Genomic DNA, 19,391 nt, shown 5'->3' with positions numbered 1-19,391 from the left:
CAAACGAGCGATCCCGATGGGATACACCCTCAACTTCGACGCCGTCTGGCGGAACTTCGACGACCTCCTGTGGGGGCTCGGCCTCAGCCTCGGTCTCGCGGTCGTCGCGATCGGCATCGGCTGCGCCCTCGGGCTCGTGCTCGCCTTCGGCCGGGTCAGCCGGTCGCGGGCGCTGCGGATGCCGGCGGGCGCCTACGTGACGCTGTTCCGCAACCTGCCGCTTCTCGTGATCGTCCTGTTCTCGTTCTTCGCGCTGCCCCAGCTCGGTCTTCGCCTGTCGAAGCAGAGCTCGTTCGTCCTCGCGCTCGCCCTCTACTCCGCGGCCTACCTTGCCGAGGTGTTCCGCGGCGGCCTCCTCGGCGTGCCCAAGGGCCTGCGCGAGGCGGGGCTCGCGATCGGCCTGACCGAGGGGCAGATCCGTCGCCGCATCGTCCTGCCGGTGATGCTGCGCGCCGTCCTGCCGGCGCTGGGCTCGACCTTCATCGGCCTCTTCAAGGACACCTCGCTCGCCGCCGCGATCGCCGTGCCCGAACTCACCTTCGAAGCGCGCAAGATCAACGTCGAGACCTTCCGCGTCATCGAGACGTGGATCGTGGCGAGCGGGCTCTACATCGCGACCTGCTCGATCCTCGCCGCCCTCCTGCGCCGCGTCGAGGCGCGGCTCGCCGTGTCGAGGTAAGCCCCCGTGACCGCTCCTCCCACCTTCCTCGAGATCGTCTGGCTGGCGCGCTGGCCGCTCCTCTACGGCCTCGGCACCACGGTCGCCATCTCGGCGCTCGCCATTCTGGGCGGCACCGTCATCGGAACCCTTCTCGGCCTCACGCTGACCTACGGCAACCGCGCCGTGCGCCTCCTCGCGCGCATCTATACCGACGTGATCCGCGGCACGCCCGTCCTCGTCCTGGTCCTCGCGAGCTTCTACATCCTCGGCACCGTCGGGCTCGACCTCTCGGCCTTCCAGGCCGGCGTCCTCGCGCTGACGCTGTTCTGCGCCTCGCATGTCGGCGAGATCACGCGCGGCGCCCTGCAGACGGTGCACAAGGGCCAGACCGAGGCGGCCAAGGCGATCGGCCTCACCTTCGGCCAGACCTTCCGCTACGTGCTGGGGCCGCAGGCGCTGCGCCTCGCCCTGCCGCCGCTGATCAACACGGCGGCCGAGATGGTGAAGGCCTCGACGCTCCTCTCGGTGATCGGCGTCGCCGAGCTTCTCCTGCGCACGCAGGAGGTCATCAGCCGCGCCTTCCACAGCCTCGAGTTCTATCTCCTCGCCGGCCTTCTCTACTTCCTCGTCAATTTCGCCATTGAGCGTCTCGGCCGATATGTCGAGCGCCGCGTGAGCGTCGCGTGAAAGGCGCCCCGATGACCGCGAACCTTCTGGAAATCCGGGACCTTCGCAAGAGCTACGGCCCGCTCGAGGTCCTGAAAGGGGTCGACTGCGACGTGCGCTCGGGCGAGGTGATCTCGATCATCGGCTCGTCGGGTTCCGGCAAGACGACCATGCTGCGCTGCGTCAACATGCTGGAGGAGTTCGAGGGCGGCTCGATCCGCATCGACGGCGAGGAGATCGGCTTCTCCACCGAGGGCGGCCAGCGTCGGCGCAAGAGCGAGCGGGAGATCGCCCGCCAGCGCGCGCTGACCGGCATGGCCTTCCAGCAGTTCAACCTCTTCCCGCACATGACCGCGCTCGAGAACGTCACGCTCGGTCTGACGCTGGTGCGCCGGATGGGGCGGGACGAGGCACGCGCGCTCGGCGAGACCTGGCTCGACCGCGTCGGCCTCCTGGCGCGCAAGGACCAGTATCCGGCGAAGCTTTCCGGCGGCCAGCAGCAACGCGTGGCGATCGCGCGCGCCATCGCCATGAGCCCGCGCCTGATGCTGTTCGACGAGGTGACCTCCGCGCTCGACCCCGAGCTCGTGGCCGAGGTGCTTGCCGTCGTGCGCTCGCTCGCCGAGGACGGGATGACCATGCTCCTCGTCACCCACGAGATGCGCTTCGCCTACGAGGTGTCGAGCCGCGTCATCTTCATGAACGGCGGGCGCATCGGCGAGGAGGGGGACCCGCGCGAGATGTTCGCGTCCCCCAGGACCGAGCGCCTCGCCGCCTTCCTCCAGTCTTCCCGCTTCAACTGACAGAACAGGACACGCACGCATGACCCTCAAGCGCTATGGTGCCGGCGAGACCGGCGCCGGCGGCAAGCCGCTGCCCTTTGCCCGCGCGGTAGAAGCCGACGGCTGGCTTTACGTGTCCGGCCAGGTGGCCATGGAGAACGGCGAGATCGTGCCGGGCGGCATCGTCCAGCAGACGAAGAAGACCATGGAGAACGTCATCGCCATCCTCACCGAGGCGGGCTACGGCCTGGAGGACGTCGTGCGCGTCGGCGTCTGGCTCGACGACCCTCGGGACTTCTGGAGCTTCAACGGCGTCTATGCCGAATATTTCGGCGCGACCCCGCCGGCGCGGGCCTGCGTGCAGTCGTCGATGATGGTCGACTGCAAGGTCGAGATTGACTGCGTCGCCTTCAAGCGGAAATAAGCCGCGAGGGCCCGAGCATCGGAGACGACATGGACACGCGCGTGGAGGAGACCGTCAACCGCCGGGCGCGCGGGCTCGACCGGGCCTTCGACATCCTCGACGCCCTGCGCGAGGCGGGCCGTCCGCTCCGCCCCAACGAGATCGCGGCCGCGATGGGCGCGCCGCGGTCGACGATCTACGAGATCGTCGCGGCGCTCGTGAAGCTCGATGTCCTGGAAGCCGCCGACGCCGAGGGGCGCGTCTTCCTCGGCCGTCGCCTGTTCCTCTACGGGCAGGCCTACGGCCACCACTCCGACATGCCGAGCCGCGTGACGATGGTGCTCGACCGTCTCGCGGCGGAGACGCAGGAGACCGCCCAGTTCTGCCTCCTCGACGGCAACAAGTACACGGTCGCCATGATGCGCGAGGGCTCGCGGCCCTTCCGCATCTCGTCGAGCGTCGGCGAGCGCACGCCCATTCCCTGGACGGCGTCCGGCCGCCTGCTCCTTGGCCATCTCGGCGAGGACGAGATCCGCGCCTTCGTGCCGCCGGCGGACTTCCGGCTCCCCTCGGGCGACTGGCTCGCACCGGCCGAGTTCGCGCGGCAGGCCCACAAGGCCGTCGCGGACGGCTATTTCACCTTCGATTCCATCGTCGACAGCTACACCCACTGCTTCGCCGTGCCGATCCGCCGGCCGGACGGCACGGCGGCGGCGACGCTCTGCCTCGTCGCGCCGAAGGCCGATGCCCTGCGCAACCATGCCGACTATCTGGCTCGGCTCGGCGCGGCCGCGGTGTCGCTCGAACCCTTCTTCGCCTGATCTGCCGGGCGGCGCGCGCCGCTGGCGACGGACGCTCGGGCGGTGTAGGCCCTGATGCAACCTTCGCCAAGCCCCGGGAGACGCCTCATGACCCTTCGAACCGACGACGCCCTTCGCGAGGAGATGGTCGCAATCTGCCGCCGCATGAACGAGAGCGGCATCAACCAGGGCACCGCGGGCAACCTGTCGGTGCGCAACGCGGCGGGCTTCCTCGTCACCCCGACCTCGCTGCCCTACGATCTCATGCAGCCGGGCGACCTCGTACAGATGCACTTCGACGGCCGCTACGAAGGCCCCCGGCGCCCGTCGTCGGAATGGCGCTTCCACCGCGACATCCTCGCCGCCCGCCCCGACGTCGACTGCGTCCTCCACTGCCATTCCGTCTACGCCACGACGCTCGCCGTCCACCACAAGGAGATCCCGAGCTTCCACTACATGACCGCGGTCGCCGGCGGCTCGACGATCCGCTGCTCGCGCTATGCGACCTTCGGGACGCAGGCGCTGTCGGACGCCGCGCTGGAAGCCTTGGAGGACCGGATGGCCTGCCTTCTCGGCCAGCACGGGCAGATCGCGCTCGGGCGCACCATGGCGGGCGCGCTGGCGCTGGCGATCGAGGTCGAGACGCTGTCGCGCCTCTATGTCCAGGCGCGCATCCTCGGCGAGCCGCCGGTCCTCCCCGACGACGAGATGGCGCGCGTCATCCAGCAGATGAAGAACATGAGCTACGGCCAGGCCCCAGATCTCGACGGGGTGAACGACACGCCGAGCGCAACGGCCGGCGACGATCGCCCGGCAGCGAAGGCCTGAGGGGCGCGAGCCCCCTCCACGACGAGCGCGGCGGGCCGGAGCCGGTGGGCCCGCCGCGTGGTCCCGGCGCCATCGGGATCGGGGTTTCGTCATCCCTTGCCGTGCGAGAACCCCGCGCCCTGCCGCCGGGTGCATGACCGTCCCGCGAACCCCTGCCCTCGAATCACGCCCCTTGATGCGATCGTGGGCAACGCGCCCCGGCGGACGGTGCGCAGAGGCGGAGGCGCCAGCGCCCCGATGCCACGCCGTCATATGATATATCGCCTGCATCGCCGGGCTTTTCGCTCGTCTCGCCCGCCATCACCTTGATTTGGCACGCTTCCTGCTTTGCGATCCTGAACGGGCATTTGCCGCGTGGGGTCTTCAAACGCCGCGCGAATGGTGATGAACTGGCCGCCTCCGGACCGCGGGGCCGGCTGGAACCGGATGGGGATGCGTGCGATGCGATTGACCTATTCCACCGATCAGGCCCCGGGCGGCCAGCGCAAGCAGTTCTGGCAGGACGCGGTCTCGCGCACCTACTTCCCGCTCGATATCCAGTTCCGCAACGCGCAGGAGTTTTCCGGCGACCTCGACTTCTGGTCGCTCGGCCAGGTCTCGATCTCGCGCAACCACTGCGACGGGCTGCTCTACCGGCGGCAGGAGCGTCACCTCGTCTCGGAGCGCGAGGAAAGCTACCTGATCACGGTGCCCGACATCGCCGAGATCCGCTTCGCGCAGGACAACCAGGACGTCACCTGCCGGCCCGGCCAGTTCCTGATCGAGCGCAGCCACCTGCCCTACGAGTTCAGCCATCGCGAGCGGGCCGCGCTCTGGGTGATGAAGGTGCCGAGCGCGCTCCTTCGCTCGCGCATCCCCCGGCCCGAGCGGCTGGCGACGCTCCAGTTCGACGCGAGCCGCTCGGTCGGCGCCCTCTTCGTCGACATGCTGCGGATGACCGCGCCGCGCCTCGACGAGATGGACGAGGCGGCGCGCGGCCTGATGGGCGCCCATCTCGTCGATCTCCTCGCCATGGCGGTGGAGGCCGACCAGCGCGTCCTGTCGGGCTCGTCCTCTTCAGTGCGCAACGCTCACCTTCATCGCGCCGAGCACTTCATCCGTTCGCACCTGCGCGAGACCGATCTGTCACCGCAGCGCATCGCGGACGGCTGCGGCATCTCGCTGCGCTACCTTCACCATCTCTTCGAGGCGGAGGGCACGACGGTCTGCGCCCATATCCGTACCCAGCGCCTCCTGATGTGCGACGCGCTCCTGCGGGACCCGCAGAACGGGCGCCGCGCGATTTCCGAGATCGCCTACGAATGGGGCTTCGGCGATCAGGCGCAGTTCAGCCGCAACTACCGCGCCCAGTTCGGCTGCAGTCCGAGCCAGGCAAGGGCGACCGCGCTGAAGGGCTGATCGGCGATAGTGCAACGCACAAAGACGCCCAAGCTTTGTGCGGCCGATGCTCTCAGGCACAAGGACTGATGCGCTCTCCGACAAGAGCGGTCGGGCGAAAGCCCCTTTAATCCCCCGGCAACCTTTCGAAAAACCACCGACCGCCCTTGTCGAACGGGCGCGGATCGCACCGATCCGCCGCGCCATCGGGCACGCCTGTGCCGACACGAACGGTCGAAGCCTTGGGGATGGGCCGCCTTGCAGAATCTTCGCGTCGCCGTCGATGTCGGCGGCACCTTCACCGACATCTGCATCATGGACGAGGACACCGGCCTCATCCGCATCGAGAAGACGTCGTCCACCAAGGACCCGATCGAGGGGATCCTTGGCGGCGTCGGCAAGGCCGGCATCGATCTGTCCAAGGTGGCGCTCTTCAGCCACGGCACCACCGTCGCGACCAACGCGCTGATCACCCGCCGCCTGCCACGCACCGCGATGGTCTGCAGCGCTGGCTTCCGCGACGTCCTCGAGATCCGCCGCGCCAACAAGGAAGACCTCTGGGACGTCTACAAGGACGTCGTGAAGCCCTACATCCCGCGCCGCGACCGGCTCACGGTGCCCGAGCGCGTCGACAGCGCCGGCAAGGTCGTCGAGCCGCTGGACGAGGCGGCCGCCCGCGAGGTCGCGCGCATTCTCAAGAAGCGCGGCGTCGAGGCGATCGCGGTCTGCTTCATGAACGCCTACCTGAACGGCGACCACGAGCGCCGCATGCGCGAGATCCTGCTCGAGGCCATGCCCGACGTGCCGGTCTCGATCTCCTCGCAGGTGCTGCCGGAGATCTTCGAGCACGAGCGCTTCTCGACCACGGTCGCCAACGCCGCCGTCTCGCCGGTCGTCGTCAGCTACACGACGCGGCTCGGCGAGGAACTGGCGTCGGGCGGCTACACCCGCGACCTCCTCCTTCTCCACACCGGCGGCGGCGTGATGACGCCGGCCTCCGTCAAGGACTATGCCGCGCGGCTTGCGGGCTCAGGCATCGCGGCGGGCGCCATCGCGTCCCGCCACATCGCCTCGCTCTGCGGCTTCCCGAACTCGATCGGCCTCGACATGGGCGGCACGTCCACCGACGTCTCGCTCGCCTACGAGGGCCAGTCGCGTGTCACCAAAGACTGGTACATCGAGTTCGGCTACCCCATCCGCTTCTCCTCGATCGAGGTGCTGACGATCGGGGCCGGCGGCGGCTCGCTTGCCTGGACCGACGAGGCGGGATCGCTTCGCAACGGCCCGCAGTCGGCCGGCGCCTTCCCCGGTCCCGCCTGCTACGGCAACGGCAACCGCCAGCCGACCAACACCGATGCCAACGTCACGCTCGGGCGCCTCGGCACAAGTCTTGCCGGCGGCAAGGTGCAACTCGATCCCGCCCTCGCCCGCGAAGCCGTCGAGGACGGCGTCGCCAAGCCCTTCGGCCTGTCGGCCGAGGAAGCGTCGGATGCGATCCTGCGCGTCGCCAACGCCAACATGTCGGACGCCGTGCGCCTGATCTCGATCAGCCGCGGCTACGACCCGCGAGACTTCGCCCTCGTCGCCTTCGGCGGGGCCGGCGCGCTGCACGGGGTGGACGTCGCGCGCGAGCTCGCGATCCCCGCCGTGATCGTCCCGCCGAACCCCGGCGTCACCTCGGCGCTCGGCTGCCTCCTCGTCGACATGCAGCACGATTTTTCGGAAAACTGCATGGTGGAGGGCACCGAGGCCGAGCCCACCGATATCGAGGCGCGCTTTGCCCGGATCGAGCGCGAGGCCCTCGACCGGCTGACGCACGAGGGCGTCGCGGAGACGGACATCGTCCTCCAGCGCTCGATCGACATGATGTATCGCGGACAGTGGCGCTCGCTCGCCGTCTCCGTGCCGAGCCCGATCACCTCGATCGAGGCGCTGGTCGCCGACTTCCACCGCGAACACCAGCGCGAATACAACTTCCGCCGCGACGACGCGCCGGTCTCCTTCTTCCGCGTCAACGTCAAGGCGATCGGCGTCGTGCCGAAGGCCGAACTCGCCGTCCACGAGCCGACGGGCGAGACCCCCGATCCCGTGTCGCGCCGCACCGTCTGGTTCGACAACGCACCGCACGACACGCCGGTCTTCCAGCGCGACGACCTGCCCTGCGGCTTCTCGTTCCGGGGTCCGGCGATCGTCGAGCAGGTGGACTCGACCGTCGTTGTGCCGCCGGGCTCGCTCGCCGAGGTCGACAAGTATCTGAACATCATCATCCACGTGAAGGGCTGAACGAGATGGCCAGCGAACAGACGCTCGACCCCGTGACCTTCGAGGTCCTCAAGAACTCCTTCATCACCAGCGTCGACCAGATGGGCGAGCAGGTGCTGCGGACCTGCTACTCCTTCGTGATCTACAACCACGACTTCTCCTCGGCGCTGCACGATGCCGACGGCGAATGCGCGGCGCAGGGCAACCAGGACATCGCCGTCCACGTCGGCACCCTGCACTTCACCTGCAAGGACGTCATGCGCGCCTTCGAGGGCGACATGCACGACGGCGACGTCTTCGCCATCAACGACCCCTATGCCGGCGGCACGCATTTCTCGGACGTGCGCCTCATCCGGCCGATCTTCTCGGGCGGCGAGATCATCGCCTATGCCCAGTCCAACGGCCACTGGTCGGACATGGGCGGCTCGGTGCCGGGCTCCTTCGACGTCACGGCGCGCGACATGTTCCGCGAGGGCCTGCGCATCACGCCGGTCCGGCTCTACGACAAGGGCGTGTTCCGGCGCGACGTCGCCAACATGATCGCGTCGAACACGCGCGATCCGGCCTCGATCATCGGCGACATCCAGGCGCAGGCTCAAGGGACCGCCGTCTGCGCGCGCGAGATCCTGCGCCTCGTCGAGAAGTACGGGCGCGAGACCGTGAAGACGGGCCTTGCCGAAGTGCAGGACTATGTCGAGCGCGCCGTGCGCCAGCGCATCGCCGCGCTTCCCGACGGCACCTGGGAGACGGTCGACTACATCGACCGCGACCCGGCCGGCGGCGAGGGCATGATCCCGATCCGCATCAAGATGACGATCCGTGGGGATAAGGCCTATTACGACTTCTCGGGCAGCCACCCGACCATCGCCTCGATCTACAACTCGGCCTTCGGCGCGACCTTCTCGGCGGTCGCGGCCGGCATGAAGACCTTCTTCCCCGACCTCCCGCTCAATTCCGGCTTCTACCGCGCCTTTGAGCTGACGGTGCCCGAAGGCTCGATCGTCGACGCCAAGTGGCCGGTGGCGGTCACCGGCTTCCTGATGCCCTTCGAGAAGATCATGAACTCGATCTACGAGATGTGGTCGGAACTGATGCCCGAGCGCGCGCTCGCCTGCACCTTCAACCTCGAATATCTCCTGACCGGCGGGCGCGACGCCCGCTCCCCCGACAAGCCGATCTTCATGTTCTACGACTGGCTGCCGGGCGGCTGGGGCGGGCGCAACGGCAAGGACGGCGCCAACGTCACCACCTCGTGCTTCGGCACCGGCATGATGGCGCAGCCGATCGAGGGCCAGGAGCGCACGACGCCGATCCTGATGACCGAGTGCCAGATCCAGACCGATTCCGCCGGTCCCGGCGAATGGCGCGGCGGCGTCGGCGTCCTCAAGGGCTCCAAGATGCTGCAGTCCGAGGACACGGTGATCTCCTACATCTGCGACCGCGAGCGGGCGATCGTCTGGGGCATCGAAGGGGGCCTGCCTTCGATCCCGCACGGACTGACGCTGAAGCGGGTCGGCACAGACGAGACCGTCCGCCTCGGCACGATCTTCTCCGACGTATCGCTCAAGGAGGGCGACCACTTCTGGCGGCCCACCGGGGGCGGGGGCGGCTTCGGCGACCCCTTGAAGCGCGATCCCGCCCATGTCCTCGAGGACGTCGTCGACGACTACGTGTCGGTGGAGCGCGCCGCCAAGGATTACGGCGTCGTGATCCGGACGATCGACGCCGAACTCTGCGAGTACGAGATCGACGAAGCCGGCACGCAAGCCCTCCGCGCCGAGATCGCCAAGAGCCGCGTCGAATGGGCCCGGGAGGACCCCGAAGCGGTCGCCGGCAGGTTCCAGGCCGGCGAGATCGACATGATGGACGTGATCCGCCGCCACGCCGTGATCCTCCACTGGGGCACGGGCGAGCTCCTGCCCGAATCCACCCGGCAGTTCCGCGAGAGCTTCGAGCGCCGCTCCGTCGCCAAGTGGGCCGCCGCCTGACGAGACATGCCCGAACGGACGCGGCCGGACGACCCCGTTCCTCCCTCTCTCCTCCCGAAGCCTGAAGGATCGATGCCATGACGCCTTTTCAAGCCATGACCCGCGCACTCGGGCTTGCGACCGGCCTGTCGCTCGCCGCGCTCTCCCCCGCCTCGGCGCAGGAGAACTGGTTCCCGATGAAGATCTTCGATTCCTCCTCCGGCACGCCGACCCCGGCCGAGTACACGCCGGTGGGCAAGGCCGAGAAGCCCTACAATCTCTGCGTCCTCTTCCCGCACATGAAGGACAGCTTCTGGGTCGCGGTCGCCTACGGCGTCGTGAAACAGGCCGAGGCCGCCAACGTGAACATGACGCTCTACGAGGCGGGCGGCTACGAGAACCTGCCGCGCCAGCTCTCGCAGTTCGACGACTGCCTCGCGAGCGGTGCGGACGCCATCATCGTCGGCGCGATCTCCGGCGCGGGCCTTGCGCAGAAGTTCGACGAGGCGAAGGCCAAGGGCGTGCCGGTGGTCGGTGTCGTCAATCCGGTGCCGATCGAGAAGCTGCCGGCCGCCAACTTCGTCGACTTCGCGGCGATGGGCGGGGTGACCGCCAAGGGGCTTCTGGCGAGCCTCGGGGCCGACGAGACGGCGAACGTCGTCACCTTCCCCGGCCCTGCGGGCTCAGGGTGGGCGGAAAGCTTCAACGAGGGCTTCAAGAAGGAGGTCGCCGGCAACCCCAACGTCAAGATCCTCGACGAGAAGTTCGGCGACTCCGGCGTCGCTGTCCAGCTCCAGCTGATCCAGGACGCGCTCCAGACCTATCCCGACATGAACGTCATCTGGGGCACCGCGCCGACGGCGGAGGCCGCGATCGGCGCCGTCGCCGAGGCTGGCCGCACCGACATGAAGATCATCTCCTCCTACGAGAACCAGGCGATGCTCGACGCGCTGAACCGCGGCGACATCCTGGCCTTCGCCACCCAGTATCCCGTCGGCGAGGGCGCGATCGGCATCGACCAGGCGATCCGCCTCATCGAGAAGAAGCCGGTGGTCAAGCTCGTCCAGCCGGAAGCCGCCGTCATCGACAAGACCACGGTGCCGAACGTCAAGATGGACCTCGTCCTCGCCCCCGCCGACTGGACCCCGGTCTATTCGGTCAAGGCGAAGTAGGACCCGCGCAACATGGAGAACGGCATGGAGCGAGCCCCCGCGCCCGCCGGACACGCGGAGCCCCTGCTCCGCCTGTCCGGCATCACCAAGCGCTTCACGGGCGTCCTCGCGCTCGATGGCGTCGATCTCGACGTGCGCGCGGGCGAGCTCCATGTCCTCTTCGGCGAGAACGGTGCGGGCAAGTCGACGCTGATCAACGTCATCTCCGGCACCTTCCCGCCCGACGCCGGCTCCTTTCGCTTCAACGGCGAGGAGATCGGCCGTCTCTCTCCGCAGCGGGCGCGCCAGATCGGCATCAGCCCGGTGTTCCAGGAATTCTCGCTGGTGCCGAGCCTCACGGTCGAGGAAAACCTCTTCCTCGGCCGCGAGGCGTCGAGCGCCGGCGTCCTGAAGTCGGGCGCCATGCGCCGGCGCGCGCGCGAACTGATCGACGAGCTCGGCTTCGATCTCGATCCGGGCGCGCGGGTCGACGACCTGTCGCGCGCCCACCAGCAGATGGCCGAGATCGCGAAAGCCCTCCTCGGCAACGTGAGGCTCCTCATCCTCGACGAGCCCACCGCCTCGCTCACCGAGCGCGAGACGGGACGGCTCTTCGAGCTGATCGCGCGGCTGAAGCGCGAGGGCGTCGGGATCATCTACGTATCGCACCGCATGCGCGAGATCCGCGCGCTCGCGGACCGCGTCACGGTGCTGCGCGACGGCCGGCACATCAAGACGCTGGATGCCGCAACCGTGACCGACGGCGAACTCGTCGAGCTGATGACCGGGCGTCGCATCGACGTCCTGTTTCCCGCCATCACCCACGCGCCCGGCGCGATGGCGCTCGATGTGGAGAACCTGTCCACCGCGGACGGCACGGTGGCCGGCGTCAACTTCCACGCGCGGGCCGGCGAGATCACCGGGATCGCCGGGCTCGTCGGCTGCGGCAAGTCGGAGTTGGTGCGTGCGGTCTACGGGCTCGAGCCGATCGCGGGCGGTCGCATCCGCCTGCATGGCAAGCCCTATGATCCCCCCTCCCCGCGCGCGAGCCTGCGCCGCGGCGCCGCCTACTTTCCCGCCAATCGCGTCGCCGAGGGCCTCGCCCTGTCGCGGCCGATCCGCGAGAACGCCTCTATGACGGCGCTCGACCTGCCGCGCTTCGCGCGCGCCGGCATCCTGAAGCGCCGGGCCGAGCGGGCGCTGGTCGGCCCGATCATGGAGCGGCTGAAGCTGCGTCCGGCGGGCATCGAGCGGGCGGTCGGCAACCTGTCCGGCGGCAACCGGCAGAAGGTGATGCTCGGCCGCGCCCTGACGCGCGAGCTGACGGTCTTCCTCTTCGACGAGCCGAGCGTCGGCATCGACGTCGGCGCCAAGCTCGAGGTCTACGACTTCATGAAGCGTCTCGTGGAAGCCGGGGCTGCGGTGGTGGTCGTGTCGTCCGAACTGCCGGAGGTGCTGGCCCTGTCGAACCGGCTCTACGTCATGCACCACGGCCGGATCGCCGCCGAACTCGAGGGCCCCGACAAGACCGAGACCAACGTCCTTGCGAGCTTCTTCCGCGAGCAGCGCGCGGGAGCGGCCGCATGAGCGCGATCGCCGCCCGCCGCCCCGGCGGCCTCACCCTTCGCATCGGCATGCTGCCGATCGCGCTCCTTCTCCTCGTCGTCGCCATGTCGCTGGTCTCGCCGCAGTTCTACGGGCCCGCCAACGTCCTCAACATCCTGCGCAACGCCTCCTTCCTGACGATCGTGGCGCTCGGCCAGGCGATCGTCATCATCGCCGGTGGCTTCGACCTGTCGGTCGGCGCCGTGGTGGCGCTGGCAAGCGTCGTCACCGCCAAGGTCATGGGATGGGCGGCCGGCATCCTTCCCGGAAACGATGCGGCGATCATCGCGATCGGCGTGGCGGCCGGCCTCGGCTCGGGGCTCGTTGTGGGCCTCGTCAACGGCCTGTGCGTCTCGCGCCTCAAGGTGTCCGGCTTCGTGGTCACGCTCGGCACCATGTCGGCCACGGCCGGCGTCGGGCTGATGATCACGAGCGGCATCCCCGTCTACGGCATGCCAGACGGCTTCGTGAAAGGCTTCGGCCGCGGACAGGCCTTCGGCCTGCCCTACGCCGTCTTCATCGCGCTCGCGGTCCTCCTCGTCATGGTCTTCGTGCAGCGGCGCACGCTGTTCGGGCGCTATGTCCATGCGATCGGCGGCAATCCGGACGCCGCCGTCGTGTCGGGCGTCTCGATCGGACGCCATGTCGTCGGCACCTATGCGCTGTCGGGCGTCTTCGCGGCGGGTGCCGGCATCCTCTACACGGCGCTCGTCGGCTCCGGCCAGGCGAGCTTCGGCGGCGACCGGATGATGCTGCAGTCGATCGCGGCGGCCGTGATCGGCGGCGTGTCGCTGCGCGGCGGCGTCGGCCGGGTCGAGATCGTCGCCCTGTCGGCGCTGTTCCTGACGACGCTCGGCAACGCGCTCAACCTCCTTCATGTCGACGCCCGCCTGCAGCCGGTGTTCCTTGGGCTCATCATGGTGGCGGCGGTGGCGGTCGAGGAACTCGGACGACGGAGAAAGCCGCGTGTCTGACGCATCAAGCCCGCCGGCCCTCGCGATGGCCGCCCCGTCCAACGCCCCGACGCTGCGGCAGCGGCTCTGGCAGGCGGCTTTGCCGATCGCCCTCGTCGTCCTCCTCCTCGGCTTCTCGGCGGTCGATGCGCGGGTGCTCGGCCTCGCCAATCTTCTCAACGTCGCGCAGCAGACGAGCTACCTCGCGCTCTTCGCGATGGCGCAGACCGTGGTGATCCTGACGCGCGGTTTCGACCTGTCGCTCGGTCCGACGGTCTCGATGGTCTCCGTCGCCTCCGCCATGGCGCTGGCGGCCGCGGCGGCGGCCGGCCTGTCGCCGGTCGCGGTGCTCGCCCTCGGCCTCGCGGCGGGCCTCGGCATCGGCCTGGCCGCCGGCGCCTTCAACGGCATCGTCGTCGCGTTCCTCGGCGTCAGCCCCTTCGTCGCGACGCTGGGCTCCTACAACATCGCGATCGGCGTCGCGACGACGATCTCCGGCGGGCGGCCGGTCCAGGGCGTGCCGGACCTCTTCTCCGACGTCCTCTACCGCGGCAGCGTCTTCGGCGTGCCGGCGGCGATCGCGATCGCGATCCTCGTCGCGCTTCTTCTCCATCTCGTGCTGACCGGCACCGTGTTCGGTCGCTCGCTCTATCTCGTCGGCACCAATCCGCGCGCGGCCGCCGTCGCGGGCCTGCCGGTGAAGCGCATCCTCGCCCTCGCCTATCTCCTGTGCTCAGGCCTTGCCGCCCTCGGCGCCCTGATGATGACGGCGCGCACCGGATCGGGCGAGCCGAACCTCGGCGGCTCGCTCTCGCTCCAGGCGATCGCGGCGGCCGTGGTCGGCGGCACGAGCCTTGCCGGCGGGCGCGGCGGTGTCGGCACGGCGGTGCTCGGCGCGCTCTTCGTCACCATCCTGTCGAACGGCATGAACCTGACGCGCATCGACGGCTACGTACAGATGATCGTGCTCGGGGTCATCGTGATCCTTGGCGTGGTCCTGGACCGGGCGCGCCTGTCCGGACGCTAAGCGTTTTCGGTTTTTTCGATAAGCCAATCAAGGAAGTCGTATTTCACAAGGGCAATGCCCCCGGCGCACAGTCGAAGGCGACGCCTAGGACGGAAGCGGACGAAAGGGGCCCCGCCATGTTGAACACGCCGCAGCGGCATGTCGTCTTCGCCGACAGTCTCGACGGTGCGATCGAGGCGCTGGCTCGGGGCGCGAGCGTCATGGGGGGCGGAACCTGGATGATGCGCGCCGAGCGGCGGGGCGATCCCCTGCCCGCCTCCGTCGTCCTTCTCGACCGCATCCCCGCGCTCACCGAAGTGATGGTCACCGACAGCGCCGTCACGCTCGGCGCCGGCCTCAGCCATGCGGCGGTCGCGAGCGCGCTGAGAGGACTTTCGGGCCTCGAGGGCGTCGTCGCCGCGGCGTCGGGTTCCGCCAACCCGGCGATCCGCCATGCCGCGACGCTCGGCGGCAATCTGGCGACCGCCGATTTCCCTGCCGCCGACCTCGCCCCGGCGCTGCTGGCGCAGGGCGCCGAGGTCGAACTGGCCGCGAGCGGCGGCCCGCGGCGCCTGCCCCTCGACGCGTTCCTCGTCGATCGACCGGCGCATCTTGCCGACGCCATCCTCACCCGCGTCCACCTGCCGCGCGAGGCCGTCATGAGCGCCCATGCCCGCCTGCCCCTCAGAAAGGCCGGCGACTATCCGGTGGCGATCGTCTCCATCGCGCGCCGGGCCGACTGTACGCTGCGCATCGCGGTCGGCTCGGTCGAACCCGTCGCGCGTCGCTGGACGGCGCTGGAGGCGGCGATCGGCGCTCGGCCGGTCTCGCCCGACGAGGGCGCGCGTCTTGCCGCCGCGCATATGGATTTCGAGGGCCGCGACGGCGTCGAGGCCGAGGGCTGGTATCGCGTCACCGTCCTGCCCGCGCTGGTGAAGCGAGCGCTGGACGCGTTGGAGGCCCGGCCATGAGCGTTCGTTTCGAGCTGAACGGCGAGCCCTGCGGCTTTGCCGGCGATCCGCTCACCCCGCTCGTCGACGTCCTGCGCGGCGAGCGCTTCCTGACCGGCACCAAGGCCGTCTGCCGCGAGGGCTTCTGCGGCGCCTGCACCGTCCATGTCGACGGCGAGGCGCGCATGTCCTGCCTCGTTCCGATGGCCGGACTGGCCGGCCGGCGCGTCACCACGATCGAGGGGCTCGTCCCGCCGGGTGCCGCCCATCCGCTTCAGGCCGCCTTCGAGGCCGCCGACGTCGTCCAGTGCGGCATGTGCTTTCCCGGCATGGTCATGAGCCTGTCGGCCGCCTTCCGCGACCGGCCGCCCGCGAGCCGCGACGAGGTGAAAGCGGCGATGACCGGCAACATCTGCCGCTGCACCGGCTACGAGCGCATCGTCGATGCGGTGCTGGCGGGCCTCGCCCCGACGAATGCCTCAGGCGCAGGAGGCTCCGATGTCTGATCCGGCCGCCGTCATGGACCTGCCGCGGCGCGACGCGGGCGACAAGCTGCGCGGACGCACGAAATACACGATCGACCGGGTGAGCCCCGACACGCTCCATGCCGCGCTCCTGCGCGCCGAGGTGCCGGCCGGCCGCATCCTGCGGCTCGACGTCTCCGCGGCGCTCGCCATGCCCGGGGTGCGCGCCGTTGCCACGGGTCGCGATGCGCCCGGCCTCTACGGCATCGGCATCGCCGATCACCCGCTCCTTGCCGTCGACGCGATCCGCTACCACGGCGAGCCGATCGCGGCCGTCGCCGCCGAAACGGCGGCGCAGGCGCGTGCCGCCGTCGCGGCGATCGTCCTCGAGGTCGAGCCGCTCCCCCCGGTCCTCACCATGGCCGAGGCGCTCGAGCCCGGCGCGCGGCTCGTGCACGAGGGCTGGCGCGACTACGACGTCCTTGCGGAGGGCGCCGCGCGCGCCGGCAACGTCGCCTGGGAGGCCCGCACCAGCCGTGGCGACGTTGAGGCCGCCTTCGCGCGGGACGACGTGAGCGTGATCGAGAGCCGCTTCACCGTCGGGCGGCAGAGCCATGTGCCCTTCGAGCCGCGCGTCGCCATCGGCGCCTGGGAGGATGGGCGCGCCCATATCCAGACCTCGACGCAGGTGCCCTGGACGGTGCGCGGCGTCACCGGCCGGGCGCTCGGCCTCGGGCCGGGCCAGGTGCGCGTCACCGTTCCCCCCGTCGGCGGCGGCTTCGGTCTGAAGTTCGACGCGACGATCGAGCCGATCACCGCGCTTCTCGCCCGGATGAGCGGGCGCAGCGTGGTCCTTGAGAACTCGCGCCAGGAGGAGATGGCGACCTGCCTCTGCCGCGAGAACGCCGAGATCGTGATCCGCTCGGCAGTGACGCGAGAGGGCGAGATCGCCGGGCGCGAGGCCGTGGTCCTGATGGACTGCGGGGCCTATGGCGGCGAGCAGGTGTTCCTGACCACGATGACGGCCCACACGCTCGGCGGCAACTACCGCGTCGGCGCGATGCGGCTCGCGAGCCGCGCGGTCTACACCAACACGCCGCCGAACGGCGCCTTCCGGGCCTGCAACGGCGTCTACAACACGTTCGCGCTGGAGCGGCACACCGACGAGATCTGCGAGGCGCTCGGGTTCGATCCGCTGGCATTCCGCCGGCAGAACGTCGTCGGCGACGGCGATCTCGGCGCCACCGGCCAGCGCTTCGAGGGCGACGTGCTGACCCCGATGATCGACCGGATGGAGGCGCTGCGCGCCAGGACCGGCACGGCGGAGGCGCGGGCCGGTGACCGTCTCTACGGCATGGCGACCGTCGTCGGCACCTGGTTCGTCTTCACCGGCCCCTCGGCCGCCACGGTCCACCTCAACACGGACGGCGGCGCGGTGCTCGTCACCTCCGGCGTCGAGATCGGGTCCGGCACCATGGTGCAGGCGCTGCCGCAGATCGTGGCGGGCGAGCTCGGGCTCGATCCGGCCTCGGTCGTGGTGCGCGAGGCCGACACGGACGCCGCGGGCCTCGATGTCGGCGTCGGCGGCGGGCGCACCACGGTCTCGATCGGGGCGGCCAGCGTCTCGGCCTGTGCCGAGGTGCGCGAGAAGCTCCTGAAAACAGCCGCGGAGATGCTTCAGTCGCGCCCCGAGGACCTCGTGCTCGAACAGGGACGCGTCGCCATCCGCGGCCGGCCGGGTTCGGGCACCACGATCGCGGCCGTGGTCGCCCACGCGCACTGGACCACCGGCCCGATCAGCGGCTCGGGCGCCTTCACCGCGGCGGGAACGCCGGCCATGTCCGGCTGCGCGATGGGGCACTTCATCGACGCGCTCGATATTCCGGTCTTCGTGGTGCACGAGGCCGAGGTCGCGGTGGACCCCGACACCGGCCATGTCGAGGTTCTGGCCTATCGCGTGGTGCAGGACGTCGGCCGGGCGCTCAACCCGCGCGCCATCCTCGGGCAGGTCCAGGGCGGCGTCGTGCAGGGGCTCGGCTATGCGCTCCACGAGGAGGTCACGATCACCGCGGACGGGCGGATCGCGCAGGACGGTTTCGAGACCTACCGGGTGCCGCTCGCGGGCGACGCGGTGCCGGTCGCCGTCGATCTCTTCGAGGGCGCGTTCTCGATCGGGCCGCTCGGCACCAAGGGCGCGGGCGAGGTGCCGATCCTCGGCGTCGGCGCGGCGATCGCCTGCGCGGTCGCGCGCGCGACGGGCAAGCCCGTGCAGCGCCTGCCGTTGACGCCGCCGCGTGTCCTCAAGCTCCTGCACGGCCGCGAGCCCGCACCGGCACTCGATCACATTGCCCGCGACTTCCACGACAACATTCTCGCCTGAGAGCCTCGTATGGTTACCCTGAACTGCGACATGGGCGAAAGCTACGGCAACTGGCGCTTCGGCGACGACGAGGGGATCATGCCCCGGATCGACTGCGCCAACATCGCCTGCGGCTTCCACGCCTCGGACCCGATAACCATGCTGCGGACGGTGCGCCTCGCGCTCCGGCTCGGCAAGCGCGTCGGCGCCCATCCCTCCCTGCCCGACCGCGAGGGATTCGGCCGGCGCGAGATGAAGCTGCAACCGGACGAGCTCACCGCCGCCTTCCTCTACCAGATCGGGGCTCTCGCCGGCATCCTTCGCGCCGAGGGCGGCACGCTCACGCACGTCAAGCCGCATGGCATCGTCTACGGCATGGCAGCGCGCGACATCGAGACCGCACGCGCCATCGCGCGCGCCGTGCAGCCCTTCGGCGTGCCGCTCTTCGGCCTCGCCGGGACCCATCACGAGACGGCCGCGGCCGAGTTCGGCGTGCCCTTCCAGGGCGAGTTCTTTCCCGACCTTGCCTACGGGCCGGACGGCGGCCTCCTCATCCCGCGGGTGCAGAGCGAGATCGACCTTGCGCTCGTCGAGGCGCGCATGCGCCGCGCCCTGTTGGAGGGGCAGATCGAGACGACGGACGGATCGCGGCGGCCGGTCCGCTTCGAGACCGTGTGCATGCATTCCGACCCGCCCAACGCCCGCGACGTCGCCGCCGTGCTGCGGCGCGTGATCGACGAACACGGCTGAAGCGCCCCGGCAGCGCTTAGCCCTTCCCCTCCGACCCGAAACCCGGTGACCCCCATGGACACGCTTTCGAACTCGCTGGCTGCGGCCGACATGGCGCACACTTTGCATCCGAACACGAACCTTCGCGCGCACGAGGCGCAGGGGCCGATGGTGATACAGCGCGGCGAGGGCATCCGCGTCTTCGACGACAAGGGCAAGGAGTACATCGAGGGGCTGGCCGGCCTCTGGTCGGTCGGCGCCGGCTTCTCGCAGAAGCGGCTGGCGGACGTGGCCTACCAGCAGATGCTGAAGCTGCCCTACTACCACACGTTCACCCACAAATCGAACGAGCCCTCGATCCGCCTCGCCGAGAAGCTCGCCGAGATCACGCCGGGGCCGCTGACGCGCGCCTTCTTCACCTCGTCGGG

18 protein-coding genes are annotated in these 19,391 nt (G+C 69.8%); all 18 read left to right on the top strand.

Translation table 11 applies throughout. The features are described 5' to 3' along the window. Positions 1-16 precede the first annotated feature (16 nt). The gene (locus tag BM175_RS18365) at positions 17-679 is read left to right on the top strand and encodes an amino acid ABC transporter permease (RefSeq protein WP_090965642.1); all 663 of its coding nucleotides are present in this window, start codon (positions 17-19) and stop codon (positions 677-679) included. Between the two features lie 6 nt (positions 680-685). Beyond that, positions 686-1,348 carry an amino acid ABC transporter permease gene (locus BM175_RS18360; RefSeq protein WP_090965640.1) on the top strand — a complete coding sequence of 221 codons (663 nt, stop codon included), beginning with the start codon at positions 686-688 and terminating at the stop codon, positions 1,346-1,348. Between the two features lie 11 nt (positions 1,349-1,359). Further along, a complete protein-coding gene (locus tag BM175_RS18355; protein ID WP_090965638.1) occupies positions 1,360-2,130 on the top strand; it encodes an amino acid ABC transporter ATP-binding protein in 771 nt (256 codons plus the stop codon). A gap of 19 nt (positions 2,131-2,149) precedes the next feature. Then, positions 2,150-2,533 carry a RidA family protein gene (locus BM175_RS18350; protein ID WP_055887409.1) on the top strand — a complete coding sequence of 128 codons (384 nt, stop codon included), beginning with the start codon at positions 2,150-2,152 and terminating at the stop codon, positions 2,531-2,533. Positions 2,534-2,562: 29 nt separating this feature from the next. Beyond that, the gene (locus tag BM175_RS18345; protein ID WP_090965636.1) at positions 2,563-3,333 is read left to right on the top strand and encodes an IclR family transcriptional regulator; all 771 of its coding nucleotides are present in this window, start codon (positions 2,563-2,565) and stop codon (positions 3,331-3,333) included. A gap of 87 nt (positions 3,334-3,420) precedes the next feature. Then, the gene (locus tag BM175_RS18340; protein ID WP_090965634.1) at positions 3,421-4,140 is read left to right on the top strand and encodes a class II aldolase/adducin family protein; all 720 of its coding nucleotides are present in this window, start codon (positions 3,421-3,423) and stop codon (positions 4,138-4,140) included. A gap of 441 nt (positions 4,141-4,581) precedes the next feature. Continuing rightward, complete coding sequence (locus BM175_RS18335; RefSeq protein WP_090965730.1) at positions 4,582-5,538, top strand: AraC-like ligand-binding domain-containing protein; 957 nt, start codon at positions 4,582-4,584, stop codon at positions 5,536-5,538. Between the two features lie 237 nt (positions 5,539-5,775). Beyond that, on the top strand, positions 5,776-7,800 hold the full coding sequence (locus BM175_RS18330; protein ID WP_090965632.1) for a hydantoinase/oxoprolinase family protein: 2,025 nt from the start codon (positions 5,776-5,778) through the stop codon (positions 7,798-7,800). A 5-nt stretch (positions 7,801-7,805) separates the two neighbouring features. Next, a complete protein-coding gene (locus BM175_RS18325) occupies positions 7,806-9,767 on the top strand; it encodes a hydantoinase B/oxoprolinase family protein (RefSeq protein WP_090965630.1) in 1,962 nt (653 codons plus the stop codon). A gap of 77 nt (positions 9,768-9,844) precedes the next feature. Further along, positions 9,845-10,918: a TMAO reductase system periplasmic protein TorT gene (gene torT / locus BM175_RS18320; protein ID WP_090965628.1), complete on the top strand. Its 1,074-nt coding sequence runs from the start codon at positions 9,845-9,847 to the stop codon at positions 10,916-10,918. Positions 10,919-10,942: 24 nt separating this feature from the next. Continuing rightward, a complete protein-coding gene (locus BM175_RS18315) occupies positions 10,943-12,484 on the top strand; it encodes a sugar ABC transporter ATP-binding protein (protein WP_090965728.1) in 1,542 nt (513 codons plus the stop codon). After that, positions 12,481-13,476 carry an ABC transporter permease gene (locus tag BM175_RS18310; protein ID WP_090965626.1) on the top strand — a complete coding sequence of 332 codons (996 nt, stop codon included), beginning with the start codon at positions 12,481-12,483 and terminating at the stop codon, positions 13,474-13,476. Before BM175_RS18315 ends, BM175_RS18310 begins: the two co-directional genes overlap by 4 nt. Beyond that, positions 13,469-14,482, top strand: a complete 1,014-nt coding sequence (locus tag BM175_RS18305) for an ABC transporter permease (RefSeq protein ID WP_244546070.1) — start codon at positions 13,469-13,471, stop codon at positions 14,480-14,482. Before BM175_RS18310 ends, BM175_RS18305 begins: the two co-directional genes overlap by 8 nt. A gap of 116 nt (positions 14,483-14,598) precedes the next feature. Beyond that, a complete protein-coding gene (locus tag BM175_RS18300) occupies positions 14,599-15,432 on the top strand; it encodes an FAD binding domain-containing protein (protein ID WP_090965622.1) in 834 nt (277 codons plus the stop codon). Continuing rightward, positions 15,429-15,917 carry a (2Fe-2S)-binding protein gene (locus tag BM175_RS18295; RefSeq protein ID WP_090965620.1) on the top strand — a complete coding sequence of 163 codons (489 nt, stop codon included), beginning with the start codon at positions 15,429-15,431 and terminating at the stop codon, positions 15,915-15,917. Before BM175_RS18300 ends, BM175_RS18295 begins: the two co-directional genes overlap by 4 nt. Beyond that, on the top strand, positions 15,910-18,255 hold the full coding sequence (locus tag BM175_RS18290; RefSeq protein ID WP_090965618.1) for a xanthine dehydrogenase family protein molybdopterin-binding subunit: 2,346 nt from the start codon (positions 15,910-15,912) through the stop codon (positions 18,253-18,255). The genes BM175_RS18295 and BM175_RS18290 overlap by 8 nt, the downstream gene beginning before the upstream one ends. A 9-nt stretch (positions 18,256-18,264) precedes the next feature. Continuing rightward, complete coding sequence (gene pxpA / locus BM175_RS18285; RefSeq protein WP_090965616.1) at positions 18,265-18,984, top strand: 5-oxoprolinase subunit PxpA; 720 nt, start codon at positions 18,265-18,267, stop codon at positions 18,982-18,984. Between the two features lie 54 nt (positions 18,985-19,038). Next, positions 19,039-19,391 (top strand): aminotransferase class III-fold pyridoxal phosphate-dependent enzyme (locus BM175_RS18280; RefSeq protein WP_139224699.1); only part of this gene is annotated, 353 nt, incomplete at its 3' end.

Origin of the sequence: Aureimonas phyllosphaerae, assembly GCF_900113065.1 — a bacterium.
In the GTDB taxonomy this organism is placed as follows: Bacteria; Pseudomonadota; Alphaproteobacteria; order Rhizobiales; family Rhizobiaceae; genus Aureimonas; species Aureimonas phyllosphaerae.
The sequence above is the reverse complement of the archived record's forward strand: the minus strand, read 5'-3'. Positions and strand labels throughout refer to the sequence as shown.

What these genes read in the sequence shown, in the direction of transcription:
- BM175_RS18315 (WP_090965728.1), top strand. Translation starts at nt 10,943, where the DNA reads ATGGAGCGAGCCCCCGCGCCCGCCGGACACGCGGAGCCCCTGCTCCGC.
- BM175_RS18350 (WP_055887409.1), top strand. Translation starts at nt 2,150, where the DNA reads ATGACCCTCAAGCGCTATGGTGCCGGCGAGACCGGCGCCGGCGGCAAG.
- BM175_RS18300 (WP_090965622.1), top strand. Translation starts at nt 14,599, where the DNA reads ATGTTGAACACGCCGCAGCGGCATGTCGTCTTCGCCGACAGTCTCGAC.
- BM175_RS18345 (WP_090965636.1), top strand. Translation starts at nt 2,563, where the DNA reads ATGGACACGCGCGTGGAGGAGACCGTCAACCGCCGGGCGCGCGGGCTC.
- BM175_RS18295 (WP_090965620.1), top strand. Translation starts at nt 15,429, where the DNA reads ATGAGCGTTCGTTTCGAGCTGAACGGCGAGCCCTGCGGCTTTGCCGGC.
- BM175_RS18310 (WP_090965626.1), top strand. Translation starts at nt 12,481, where the DNA reads ATGAGCGCGATCGCCGCCCGCCGCCCCGGCGGCCTCACCCTTCGCATC.
- BM175_RS18365 (WP_090965642.1), top strand. Translation starts at nt 17, where the DNA reads ATGGGATACACCCTCAACTTCGACGCCGTCTGGCGGAACTTCGACGAC.
- BM175_RS18290 (WP_090965618.1), top strand. Translation starts at nt 15,910, where the DNA reads ATGTCTGATCCGGCCGCCGTCATGGACCTGCCGCGGCGCGACGCGGGC.
- torT (WP_090965628.1), top strand. Translation starts at nt 9,845, where the DNA reads ATGACGCCTTTTCAAGCCATGACCCGCGCACTCGGGCTTGCGACCGGC.
- BM175_RS18335 (WP_090965730.1), top strand. Translation starts at nt 4,582, where the DNA reads ATGCGATTGACCTATTCCACCGATCAGGCCCCGGGCGGCCAGCGCAAG.
- pxpA (WP_090965616.1), top strand. Translation starts at nt 18,265, where the DNA reads ATGGTTACCCTGAACTGCGACATGGGCGAAAGCTACGGCAACTGGCGC.
- BM175_RS18325 (WP_090965630.1), top strand. Translation starts at nt 7,806, where the DNA reads ATGGCCAGCGAACAGACGCTCGACCCCGTGACCTTCGAGGTCCTCAAG.
- BM175_RS18355 (WP_090965638.1), top strand. Translation starts at nt 1,360, where the DNA reads ATGACCGCGAACCTTCTGGAAATCCGGGACCTTCGCAAGAGCTACGGC.
- BM175_RS18340 (WP_090965634.1), top strand. Translation starts at nt 3,421, where the DNA reads ATGACCCTTCGAACCGACGACGCCCTTCGCGAGGAGATGGTCGCAATC.